Consider the following 12,669-nt stretch of genomic DNA (forward strand, 5'->3'; position numbering starts at 1 on the left):
ATACTTGATACTAGCTACTTGATACTCCTACTCCTTCCCCTTCACTAACAATTCATTAAAGGTTTCTTAACATTGCGGGTTAAAGTATTACTTTTGTACCCCTTTATGTTAAGAAACCTTTTTAGTATAATCAGATTTTTTATATTCTGGCTGCTGTTCTTTGTAATTACGCGGCTTACGTTTGAATTATACTTTTTTTATAAAATTCGCGGCGCCGGTTTCGGCGAAATCTTACAGACCTTCTTTTACGGCTTTAGGCTGGATGCTTCGGCCGCGGCCTATATTTGTACCATCCCTTTGCTGGTTTTTATTGTTAACTGGTGCATTCCTTCCTGGCATACCAAACCCATCTGGCTTAAAATTTATGTGGGGCTCATCCTGTTCTGCATCTCCTTAAATACCATACTCAATTTTAATATTTTCAGAGAATGGGGCACCAAGGTTACCTTCCGGGTATTCAGTTCGTTTTATCATGCACCTTCGGAAGCACTGGCATCGTCGGGTTCATCGCCGGTGGGCAAATGTATCTTCATAGGTATACTATTACTGAGCTCCGGTGCTTTATTATCCAGGTACGTTATTGATTATAGGTTCAGGAAGCCTGCGGCTAAACCTAGTCTTAAAATAGCCTTGATCTGTTTGCTGGTGTTCGTCAACTTCCTGTTTATGCGGGGTGGTTTGCAAACAGAGCCCATCAACCAAAACGCGGCTTATTTTTCTGATAAGGAGATCCTGAACCAATCGGCACTGAATACTGAGTGGAACCTGTTCAATAATATATTTGAGAATTTCCGGAAGCCTTACAACCCCTATACTTTTATGGAGCCCGCCGATGCCGAAAAGCTGGTGCGTGATTCCTATACGGCTAAATCCGACTCATCGTTAAAAATCCTCACAACTGATAGGCCGAATGTGGTTATTATTCAGCTGGAAAGTTATACGGCAAGTATCATCGAATCCTTAGGTGGCGATAAAGGAGTTGCGCCCAATTTTGAAGAATTCATCAGCCAGGGTGTCTTGTTCAACAACATTTACTCCTCTGCCGACCGTACCGATAAAGGCATTATATCTATTATGAGCGGTTTCCCGTCGCAGGCTATCCGCACCATTATTGCTGATACTTTGAAGCAGCGGAAATTGCCGGCCCTATCCGTGGTATTTAAAAACGCGGGGTATCATACCTCCTATTTTTATGGCGGTAAAAGCAGTTACATGGATTTTAATATCTTCATGAACAGCCATGCCATTGAGCAGATCACGGATGAGAACGCCTTCGCCCCTGCGCAGGTACAAACCAAATGGGGAGTTTATGATGATGTGTTGCTCAACAAACATTTACAATTTGCGCAGCAGCAAAAACAGCCCTTCTTTTCATATCTGCAAACATCAACCAATCATGAGCCTTTTGTATTGCCGGTAAAAGCGCATTTTCCGGCTGATGAGGACGGCGATGCCAGCAATCAATTCAGGAGTACGGCTTACTTTACCGACTCATGCCTGAACGCGTATTTTGAACAGGCAAAAAAACAAGCCTGGTATAAAAACACCTTGTTTATTTTGGTAGCCGATCATGGGCACCGCCTCCCCCGCAACGTTGCCGAAGCTTATGACCCGGTTAAATACCACATCCCGCTGTTGTTTTTTGGCGATGTAATTAAACCGCAATATCGTGGCACCAAGATCAATAAATTAGGCGGACAAACGGATATCGCGGCTACGCTGCTAAGCCAACTGGGTATAGCGCACAAGCAGTTTACCTGGTCGAAAGATCTGCTCGATCCGGGCAGTAAGGATTTTGCCTTTTTTACCTGGGATAACGGCTTTGGCTTTATGACACCGCAACAAAGCATCTCTTATGATAATTCTGGTCGCAGGATAGTTTATAAAGACAATAAAAACGCCAGTGAGGCTACTACCGATAAAGCCCTCCAGCAGGGCAAAGCCTTTTTGCAGGTGGTGTATACGGAGTATATGAGCTATTGACCGTTGATTGATTTGATTTCGGTGATTTCGCTGATTAAAAACCCCTTGTCATTCTGAGCGTAGCGAAGAATCTATTCTGCGATATGAATAGTTCAATAATAGATCCTTCACTCCGTTCAGGATGACAGGGTGGGTGTTTTTGATTTTTGAATTTTAACTTTTGACTTAACCCAACGATTTTCCCAGTTGCTCCACCCACTGGTTAAACAGTTTGGTTTCAAACTCCACGGCCTTGTTGGCGTGGCGTTCCCAATCGGGCGAGAATTTGTGCAGTTGGTTCAGCATTTCTTCCAGGTGACCTTCTTCTTCCAGGATGATGGACTTTACGTTTACCTTGCTGCCGGCTTCGTCAAGCGCGTCCTGATAAATAGGATACAATTCATCGGCACGAACCTCAATCGCATAGGTAACCAGCAGGTAGGCCGCAAAGCGCAGTTCGCCTCCGCTTAAGTCTAATTCTTTTTTCAGGTAACGGCATACGTCAACATCCAGCTGGTTCAGGTAGTATTTGCTTGAACCAGGTGCCAGCAGATATTCGGCAGCATAGGTTGGCAGTTCCACACCTGTTTTTTCCAGTTGTTTTTTGAGGTAAAACGCATGGCGATGCTCTTCGGCTGCGTGTTTGAGTATGATATAGGTAACGGTATGCGGATCTTCGCTGGCTGATATTTTACGCGCGCCGGTGTTTTCCATCAGCGACAGCGTGTTTAACCAGCGGGAGTGCAATTCGTTATCAGCAATTATTTGTGGTAGTAGTGTATTCAGCATAGTTATATTTCTTCAAGTGCCTGCTCAATTTTGCTGTAAACATAACCGAGTTCGGCATCAGTAATGCAATATGGGGGTAAAATATAAATAACATTGCCCAGCGGCCGCAATATAATGCCTTGGGCCAAAAAATACTGGTACAATTTATCGCGCAGCGAGCTAAAATAGGAGGTATTATCGCCGGTCTCCCATTCCATCGCTATAATGGTACCGGTTTGCCTTATGGCCTTTATTTTAGGATGGTGTTTTATTTTGGCGGCAAAAGCGGCGTGCGATGTTTCGATACGCTGTATGTTGGCTGTTGTGGCCGGTTCCAGGAAAAGATCCAGACTGGCCAGGGCCGATGCTATGGCTATAGGATTAGCGGTAAAGGAATGCCCATGAAAGAGGGTTTTCAATTTATCGTCGGATAAAAAAGCATCGTAGATCTGCTGCGTACAAGTGGTTAGGCCCAATGCCATAGTACCGCCTGTAAGCCCTTTAGAGAAACACATGATATCTGGCTGCACCTGCACATGATCGCAGGCAAAACGTTTCCCTGTGCGACCAAAACCGGTAAATACCTCATCATCTATCATCAGCACGTTTTCCTGTTTACAATGGGCCATCAGCTGGTTCAGGTATTCAGCCTCGTACATGATCATTCCGGCCGATCCTTGTACCAAGGGCTCGAATATAAAGCAAGCCAGTTCAGATTTGAGCTGTGAGATCTGGGCTTTGAGATCTTCTATGTTATCTTTATTGGGCAGATCGATAAATTCTACTTCAAACAGCAAACTGTCAAACGCGGCGGTGAACGCGCTGCGGCCGCTTACAGCCATGGCGCCAAAAGTATCACCGTGGTAAGCATTTTTAAACGCCATAATTTTGGTACGCTGATCACCCTTATTGAGCCAGTATTGCAGGCACATTTTGATGGCCACCTCAATAGCGGTTGATCCGTTGTCTGAGTAAAATGCTTTCTGCTGGTTATTGGGTAAAATGGCCAACAAGCGCTCTGCCAGTTCAACGGCGCCTTCGTGGGTAAAGCCTGCGAATATCACATGCTCCAGCTTGTGTAACTGCTCAGATACTTTTTTAGCGATGTATGGGTGCGCATGCCCGTGGATGTTTACCCACCAGGAAGATACCGCGTCGATATATTTTTTTCCTTGTTCATCAAACAAGCCTGCTCCCTCTCCGCGTACAATGCCTATGGGTGGTGCAGCGGTTTTCATTTGGGTATAAGGGTGCCATATTACTTTAAGGTCGCGTTCGGTTAAATTCATAGTTCTGCTCTTAATAGTTCTACCACACGTTTATCCGTTGGGAAGGTAACATCGTCAGTTGTCAATTCGGATATTTTCACCCATCGGAAGGCTTGCAGCACATCGCCCTCGCCATCAAAATCATAAGCGATGGTTTTAATGGCGAAATTCATGGGGGTAATATTTTTCACTTTATAATATACGCTGATGATCTGCGAATTGTTAAATGCCGACCGCACAAAGAAATCCGTAGTATAAAAATGACCGGTGACCTCTACTTCTACCTCGCACTCTTCTACAAATTCACGTTTCAGCCCATCAATCAGCCCCTCGCCTATCTCCAACCCGCCACCCGGGAATTTGATAAAGCGGTGTCCGTATTCCTGTTCATCACTGATGAGTACTTCATTGCTCTCGTTGATCAGCAGACCGTATACCCGTACGTTAAAATATTCCTCTTTCATTATTCAAAGTGCTTTTTATTGCGTACTACTTTATCCATCGTCCAGGCAATGGTTTCAGTTTGAGGTTCTGAGCGTATGGGGCAATTGGGCATGCTGCAGTAGTGACAGCAATCGGGTACGCAAGGATCCGAGTGGATAAATAATTCCGTTTTAATACCCACTTCTTTATTGATCAGTTTATCAACCAGTGAAACCTCGGCATGGGCCTTGTTCAGATCGAAGTAATTGGGCAGCGTCATGTGGCAATCAATGTGCAATTCGTTACCATATTTTTGGGCACGCAGGTTATGTACATCTATCCATGATTCACGGCGTTTTTCACTCAGTACGTTAATGATATCCGTTACTACCTGAAAATCGGCTTCATCCATTAAACCCGCTACCGATTTACGGATGAGCTTATAACTGCTATATATAATATATAGGGCCACCAGGATAGATAAACCACTATCGAGCCATAATATCCCGGTAAATCTGATGAGCAATAAACCGGCTACCAGGCCAATGCTGGTTACCATATCGGCAATTAGGTGGCGGCCGTCGGCATCCAGGGTGATGGAGCGCAATGTCTTACCTTTTTGGATCATGTAATACCCTAAAGCACCATTGACCAGTCCTGTAGCGCCAATAATAGCGGCACCTGTAAGCAGGTCATGGATCTCATTAGGATATAGTAAACTGTAAACCGATTTAACGATAATGATAACACCGGCTATACCAATAAGCGAACCTTCAATAAAAACAGAAAAGAACTCTACTTTACCATGCCCGTAGGGATGGTTCTCATCCCGTGGTTGCGATGAAAGATAAATGCTGAAGAAGGCAAAAGCACTGGCAATTACGTTTACAATGCTTTCGGCGGCATCGGTGAGTACAAAATTGGATGCTGTTAAAAAGTATGCTCCAAACTTCGCCAGCATCAGCACAATGCCCGTAATCAGCGAAATTAATATGATCCTTTTTTGTTCTTTCAAGGTAATCTTTATTAGGCGACAAATTTATAAATAACAAGCGTAAGTAGCAGTAAACTTATTTTCTATATTTGCCGCGATAACATAATTTATATGAGCGCATTAAGTACCCGGATCAATAACTTGTCCGAATCTGCAACAATTAAGATGGCCAAATTAGGCCGCGAACTTGCCGCTAAAGGTGTCGACGTGATCAGCCTTAGCTTTGGCGAACCTGACTTTCATACCCCTGAACACATCAAGGAGGCAGCAAAGCAGGCCATGGATAAAAACTTTACCTACTACACCCCCGTGTCTGGTTATCCCGACCTGCGCAAGGCTGTGGTTGCCAAGCTGAAGAACGAGAACAACCTTGATTATGATTTCAGTCAGATTGTAGTATCAACCGGTGCTAAACAGGCTATTGCCAACGCAGTATTGTGTTTGGTAAACCCCGGCGAAGAGGTGGTCATCCCTACACCTTACTGGGTATCTTACTCAGAAGTGGTTAAGCTGGCCGAAGGTAAAAGCGTATTCATTAATACTACTGTTGAGCAAAACTTTAAAATAACCCCTGAACAGTTGGAGGCGGCCATTACGCCAAAAACCAAGCTGTTTATGTTCTCCTCTCCTTGTAACCCTACCGGTAGCGTTTACAGCAAAGATGAGTTGGAAGGACTAGCCAAGGTATTTGAAAAACATCCGCATGTATATATCCTGAGCGATGAGATCTATGAGCACATCAACTTTGTGGATAAACATGAGTCGATTGCGCAGTTTGATTATATAAAAGACCGTGTAGTGATCATCAACGGCTGGTCAAAGGCTTTTGCCATGACCGGCTGGAGAATTGGTTACACCGCCTCGAATTCTGAAATCGCAGCTGCCTGCGACAAGATGCAGGGACAGATCACTTCTGGAACCTGCTCTATTACACAACGTGCAGGTGTTGCCGCCTATGAAGGTGGACTGGAAAGTGTGCTGGAAATGCGTGCCGCTTTCAAAAAACGCCGCGACATTGTTTATAAATTATTGAGTGAGATAGAAGGTATTAAGGTTAACCTGCCCGATGGCGCGTTTTACTTTTTTCCGAATGTAACCTCCTTCTTCGGCAAAAGCTATAATGGCCGTACCATTAAAGATGCCGACGATCTGAGCATTTACCTGCTGGAAGAAGGCCACGTGGCAACCGTTGGTGGCGATTCTTTTGGCGATCCGTCATCTATCCGCATCTCTTACGCTGCTGCCGAAGATAAACTGATAGAAGCTGTGCGTAGAATCAAAGAAGCGCTGGGTAAATTAGTCTGAATCAGAATTCCCAGAATTTACAGAATTAACAAAATGACATTGAGCATTCTGTAAATTTTAAAATTCTGTAAATCCTGATTCAGACCATAAAAGAAAAGCCCCTCAGCATATGCTGAGGGGCTTTTCTTTTATGGTCTTGTAAAATTACAAGCCAAATCCGTAAGCTATACGTAAACCAACAGTACCATAGTTATTGCTTTGGCCCGAATAGTTTTCGTAACGAACACCTACATCCCATGATTTAGATGCATAGCCTATACCTGGAGCCAAAATAAGCTTGGTATTCTTAGAACCATCGGCGTTTGCATAAAAATCTTTGGTTTCAAAACCAGCACCAACTTCTGCACCAAAATATAAATTATTGGTAAAGAAGGCTTTGATGCCCGCTTTAACTGGTACCATACCCAATGATGGATATTTTACATCTGTACCGTCCCCGATCTTTTTACCAAAGAAATTGTAATAACCTGATGTAAGGGTTAATGCCAGGTTATTGGCTATTCCGTATTGTAAACGCGCTGTACCACCAATACCTACGTTTGAGATGTCGTGCAGGTTACCTGTTGGCAACAGACCTTCAACACCTACACCAAAACGCAGCGCGTCTTTTGGTACTGTTTGAGCTTTTACATTTGTTCCGATAAATATAGCTAAGGCGGTAAACGCTCCGGCTATAATTTTTGTCATTGTTTTCATAATTGTGTTTTTTTAGTACTAACTCTACAATATTTTTATTGTATTAACACCATCTTAACAAATACTTTGCCACTATCACGAATTTTATGTGCCAATACCCGGCTCTTCATTCTTACTTCATGATAGCTAACAGGCTTTAACCATCATTAATAACTGACTATCAGTTCATTTTGATCATAAACTCAAAATCAATACCCTTAGTTACAAATCTTAATTTCAGATTAAAAAAACATGAAACAGTGATGGCTATCCGGATATTTAAGTGTAGGTAAACGCTGAATTTTTGTTCTTCTTTGATTAATCATCGTCAAAAAAGGACTATCACTCCGAGTATTAAAATTCGGGGCATCTAAGGATGAATTGATGTGCTTAATTAAGTCTCGATCCAATTTTATAAAAATATGTCAATTGCGAGGCATGAAGCAATCTCCTCGCGTTCTTATCGATAAGAATAGCTACGAGATTATTAATGTTGTGTCTGTTTTTAACGGTATTAATGAGCTCCCTTCGGTCGGTTGTCTTCGTCGTTCCTCCTCGCAGCGATGACATGATGGAGAGACGTCCTGTGGGTAGCTTGTCGAAGACTCGCGCGCGGAGCCCCTACCCACACTGCTTCGACAGCGATCAGCATGCCATCCAATTTATCTTAAAACAAAAAAGGAGGGGCAATGCCTCTCCTTTTTTGTTTTATATCCGAAGATATTTTAAACTTCGGGTTCATGCCCTTTATGCGGGTCATAGTTTTTCTCCAGCTCGGCCAATTTTTCTTTACCATAGGCAAATTTGGTAATGATAAAGAATAATACCGGCACAATGAATATGGCCAAAGAAGTGGCCGCAAGCATACCGCCGAATACCGTCCAACCGATAGTTTGACGGGCTACCGCGCCTGCACCTGTTGCAAATAGTAAAGGCGCTACGCCTAATATAAATGCCAACGAGGTCATGATGATTGGTCTCAACCTTAGTCGTACAGCTTCCAGGGTAGCTTTCTCCAGCTCCATGCCGCTATCCACACGTTCTTTGGCAAACTCTACAATCAGGATGGCGTTTTTGGCCGCCAAACCAATCAGTGTTATCAAACCTATCTGCGCGTATACGTTATTATCCAACTTGGAGTGGAATGATAAAAACAGGATCGCCCCAAAAGCGCCGAGCGGTACTGCAAGCAGTACAGAGAATGGTACCGACCAGCTCTCATACAAAGCTGCCAGGAACAGGAATACGAAACCAATCGACAACATAAAGATGTACACGGTTTTTGATCCTGATAATTTTTCTTCACGGCTCAAGCCCGAAAACTCGTAGCCATAACCTTGCGGCAGGGTTTTGGCAGCAACCTCTTCCAGCGCGTTCAACGCGTCGCCGCTACTGTACCCCGGTGCGGAGTTACCATCTATCTCAGCCGAACGGAAAAGGTTGTAATGCGATATTAACGGCGCGTTTTCGATTACCTTATAAGTAGTAAGCGTACTTAAAGGCACCATGGTGCCCGCCTGGTTTCGCACAAAATACTGCCCTATATTCTGGATGTTTGTTCGGTAGTTGGTATCGGCCTGTGCCAGCACGCGGAAGGTACGGCCGTACAACGTCAAATCGTTAATATATGAACTACCCATATAGGTTTGCAGGGCCGCATTTACGTCAGACAGTTGCACACCCAATCTTTTGGTCTTTTCCCTGTCGATGGTTAACTGATAGGCTGGTGTACGGGCGGTGAAGAAAGAGAACGCTTTGGATATCTCCTTACGTTTACCTAATTCGGCAATAAAATTACGCATCACCGATTCAAAGTACTTGATATCCCCTCCTGCCTGCTTTTCTTCTAATATAAAGGAGAAACCCGCGGTATTACCCAAACCAGGTATCGCCGGCGGTGGAATTACAACCACACTGGCCTCTTTAAACCGCGACAAGCGTTTTTGTAACATGGCTACCAGCGGGAATATAGTATGCTGCTCGCCTTTACGTTGCTCCCATGGTTTTAGCTGCACAAATATGGTGGCACTGTTTGATTTGGTTGCGAAGGTTACCGCGTTTAAACCACCCAAAGCAGCGTAATGCCCTATCTCAGGGATACTATCCAATGTGCTCATCATATCATGCAGTACTTTTACGGTACGCTGTGTTGATGAAGCCTCGGGCAGATCGTAAGTAATATAGATACGACCATCATCCTCTGTAGGGATAAAACCGCTTGGTTTACCTCTGAAAAGCAGGATAGTACCTATAATAATACACACCAATATAATGATGATGAATTTAGAGTTTTTGATACTCTTATCAACGCCGTTACGGTATCTGCCGGTTACCCGGTCAAACCAGGCATTAAATTTAAAGAAAAACTTATCAAGCCCTTTTGATTCCTGGTCTAATTTACGGGGCTTTAATATCAGCGTACAAAGAGCAGGCGTTAATGAAAGCGCCACAAAGGCCGAGATCAACACCGATATAGCGATAGTGATAGCGAACTGTTGATATAAGCGCCCTACGATACCGGGCACAAAACCTACCGGTACAAACACCGCAGCTAATATCAAAGCGATGGCAATTACCGGTGCCGATATATCGCGCATGGCATGTATAGTAGCTTCCTTTGGCGACATCCCCTCCTCGTCCATATAATGCTGTACCGACTCCACCACCACAATGGCGTCATCCACCACAATACCGATGGCCAGTACGAAACCAAACAACGTTAATGTATTAATGGTAAAGCCCAGTGGTATAAAGAAGATGAAGGTACCAATGATAGATACCGGGATAGCCAATACCGGGATAAGCGTGGTGCGCCAGCTTTGTAAAAATAGGAATACCACCACAATAACCAGCACCAGCGCTATAACCAGCGTTTCAATTACTTCGCTAACGGATACTTTTACTACGGTTATAGATTCAAAAGGCACTACATAATCCACATCGGCAGGGAACGACTTTTTAAGCTGCTCCATGGTAGCGTAAACATTATCGGCAGTTTCGATGGCGTTACTACCCGGCGCCTGGTAAACCAGCAGGTAAGAAGCGCGTTTGCCATCAACAAAGGAGTTACCGGCATAGTTAAATTTACCCAACTCCACACGGGCCACATCTTTCAGATGCACAATAGCACCATTGCTGGGTTGTGTACGAACGATGATATTTTCAAACTCTGCCTGGCTGGATAAACGGCCTTTAACTAAAACCGTATATTCAAATGGCTGGCCGTTTTCCTGCGGTGTTGAACCTACCGAACCGGCGGCAACCTGCGCGTTTTGTTCGGCCAGGGCTGCTGTTACGTCGCCCGCGGTCATACCCAAAGCGGCCATCTTATCCGGCTTAAGCCATATACGCATACTAAAGTCATCGGCACGGGTAAACACGTCGCCTACACCTTTGGCACGTAAAAGCGCGTCGCGTACAAAAACGTTGGTATAGTTATCTAAAAAAGTAACATTATGTGAGCCCTTAGGGGCAAACATAGCCACCAGCATCAAAATACTGGGGTTACGCTTACGTACGGTTAAGCCCAAACGCTGTACCTCCTGCGGCAATGTTGGCGTGGCGATACCTACACGGTTCTGCACGTCAAGAGCGGCAATGTTAATATCGGTGCCCACCTCAAAGTTAACGGTCATGCTCATGGCACCATTACTCGTACTGTTACTTTGCAGGTAGGTCATGCCTGGTGTACCGTTCACCTGTACTTCTACAGGAGTGGCAACCGTTTGCTCCACTGTAAGGGCATCGGCACCGGTATAGGTACCGGTGATGTTTACCGTAGGCGGTGTAATTTCTGGATACTGGCCTATGGCCAAATTACTTATTGCCAGGATACCAACAATTACTATCACTAAGGATATAACTATAGCGGTAACTGGTCTTCGTATAAAGGTATCTGCTATCATTCTGGTTGTGTTTTATAAAAATACCGGTTACTTGCCTCCTTGTTGTTTCCCCTGTGCTGGTGCTCCACCCTGACCCGGTGCTGGTGTTTTAGACGGATCGCCCAATACAATTTTGCCGCCATCACGTAAACGCTGGAAACCTTCGGTCACCACCTTGTCGCCGGGCTCAACACCGTTCATGATCACCACATCGGTACCCACACGTGGCCCCAATGTCACTTTATGCTGCTTGGCAATGAGCGCTTCAACTTTTTCGTTATTTTTAGTAGTGTCCACAAAAGAAGTATCCTTGCTTACAAACACAAAAAACTCACCCATTTGCTCGGTGATGGCTTTATAAGGGATCTGTACCCTATCGCCAGATTGATTGTTAAGCACCTTAAGTACACAGCTCATACCGTCTTTCAACACACCATCCTCATTCGGAAACTGGATCCTCACTTTAATGGTACCAGTTTGGTTATTTACACCACGGTCAATAGCCAAAACTTTGCCCGGTTTATTATAGGTAGTTAAACCGTCAGACATTTGCAGTTTAAAAGTGGTATCGCTGCTGGCCTGCTGTAATTTATAAAAACGTTGAATATCCTGTTCATTCACCACTACATCTACCCCCATTGGGTGTTCGGCCGATATGGTATTCAGTAAAGTAGTACCTACGGCAACCTGCGAACCCAATCTTACCTGTGATATACCGATACGACCGGTAAAGGGCGCCGTAATGGTAGCGTATGACAGATCGGTACGTGCCGAGGCTAATGCAGCCTTGGCTACAGCTACATTAGCCTTACTGGTTTCATAAGTTGCAGAGGCCTGGTCAACCGTTTGGCGGGCTACTGCATCATTTTTCAACAGCATATTATAACGGTCGATATCTTTTTGCGCTTTAACCAGGTTGGCCTGCGCGCTTAGTACGTTGGCTTCTGCCTGCTGATAAGCGGCCACATATTTACGTTTATCAATTTCATACAATACCTTGCCCTTTTGCACCACATCACCCTCTTTAAAGAATATGCCGGTTACAAAGCCCGGTACCTGGCTCCTGAGTTCGGTGGTGTTGATAGATACAACCGTACCCTGAAACTGATCGTAATAAATAGCCACTGCCTTTTTAGCTTCGGTTAAATTTACAGGAGTTGGCGGCAATGGTGCATTTTGTGCGCTTTTACCTTTGCAAGAAGCTAATGCCAATAAGGCTGCAGGGGCTAACCAGTATATATATCTGTTTTTCATCGTAGTGATTATTCGTTGGTTGTTTGTTTCTTTAGCGGTACTCATGAGTGCTGCGCAGTTATTCGTTGGTTGTTTGTTTCTTTAGCGGTACTCATGAGTGCTGCGCAGTTATTCGTTGGTTGTTTGTTTCTTTAGC

The 12,669-nt window shown here is 44.5% G+C and carries 9 protein-coding genes; 2 read left to right on the plus strand and 7 right to left on the minus strand.

All coding sequences use genetic code 11. The features are described 5' to 3' along the window. Window positions 1-105: 105 nt before the first annotated feature. The gene (locus ACTJKG_RS09545) at window positions 106-1,983 is read left to right on the plus strand and encodes an LTA synthase family protein (protein ID WP_440739047.1); all 1,878 of its coding nucleotides are present in this window, start codon (window positions 106-108) and stop codon (window positions 1,981-1,983) included. A gap of 165 nt (window positions 1,984-2,148) precedes the next feature. Here the strand turns inward: ACTJKG_RS09545 and ACTJKG_RS09550 are convergent, their stop codons facing one another. The 4 genes from ACTJKG_RS09550 to ACTJKG_RS09565 are packed head-to-tail and all read right to left on the minus strand — an operon-like array spanning window position 2,149 to window position 5,436. Continuing rightward, entirely contained in the window at window positions 2,149-2,751 is a 603-nt protein-coding gene (locus ACTJKG_RS09550) for a hypothetical protein (protein ID WP_216650545.1), read from the minus strand. 2 nt (window positions 2,752-2,753) lie between these two features. Then, on the minus strand, window positions 2,754-4,019 hold the full coding sequence (gene bioA / locus ACTJKG_RS09555) for an adenosylmethionine--8-amino-7-oxononanoate transaminase (RefSeq protein WP_172335204.1): 1,266 nt from the start codon (window positions 4,017-4,019) through the stop codon (window positions 2,754-2,756). Further along, window positions 4,016-4,462, minus strand: coding sequence for an NUDIX domain-containing protein (locus ACTJKG_RS09560; protein ID WP_440739048.1), 447 nt, complete (start codon window positions 4,460-4,462; stop codon window positions 4,016-4,018). Before ACTJKG_RS09560 ends, bioA begins: the two co-directional genes overlap by 4 nt. Then, on the minus strand, window positions 4,462-5,436 hold the full coding sequence (locus ACTJKG_RS09565) for a cation diffusion facilitator family transporter (RefSeq protein ID WP_172335206.1): 975 nt from the start codon (window positions 5,434-5,436) through the stop codon (window positions 4,462-4,464). The genes ACTJKG_RS09560 and ACTJKG_RS09565 overlap by 1 nt, the downstream gene beginning before the upstream one ends. Before the next feature lie 90 nt (window positions 5,437-5,526). Here ACTJKG_RS09565 and ACTJKG_RS09570 point away from each other — a divergent pair, with 90 nt between their 5' ends. Further along, the gene (locus ACTJKG_RS09570) at window positions 5,527-6,720 is read left to right on the plus strand and encodes a pyridoxal phosphate-dependent aminotransferase (protein ID WP_440739049.1); all 1,194 of its coding nucleotides are present in this window, start codon (window positions 5,527-5,529) and stop codon (window positions 6,718-6,720) included. A 144-nt stretch (window positions 6,721-6,864) separates the two neighbouring features. On the opposite strand, the gene ACTJKG_RS09575 is transcribed toward ACTJKG_RS09570, so the two are convergent. The 3 genes from ACTJKG_RS09575 to ACTJKG_RS09585 all read right to left on the minus strand — a co-directional run bounded on the left by ACTJKG_RS09575 (window position 6,865) and on the right by ACTJKG_RS09585 (window position 12,533). Further along, the gene (locus tag ACTJKG_RS09575) at window positions 6,865-7,416 is read right to left on the minus strand and encodes a hypothetical protein (RefSeq protein WP_172335208.1); all 552 of its coding nucleotides are present in this window, start codon (window positions 7,414-7,416) and stop codon (window positions 6,865-6,867) included. 704 nt (window positions 7,417-8,120) lie between these two features. Next, a complete protein-coding gene (locus tag ACTJKG_RS09580) occupies window positions 8,121-11,300 on the minus strand; it encodes an efflux RND transporter permease subunit (protein ID WP_172335209.1) in 3,180 nt (1,059 codons plus the stop codon). A gap of 27 nt (window positions 11,301-11,327) precedes the next feature. Further along, window positions 11,328-12,533, minus strand: coding sequence for an efflux RND transporter periplasmic adaptor subunit (locus tag ACTJKG_RS09585; protein WP_172335210.1), 1,206 nt, complete (start codon window positions 12,531-12,533; stop codon window positions 11,328-11,330). Window positions 12,534-12,669: the final 136 nt, after the last annotated feature.

Origin of the sequence: Mucilaginibacter sp. 22184, from assembly GCF_052045695.1 — a bacterium.
In the GTDB taxonomy this organism is placed as follows: Bacteria; Bacteroidota; Bacteroidia; order Sphingobacteriales; family Sphingobacteriaceae; genus Mucilaginibacter.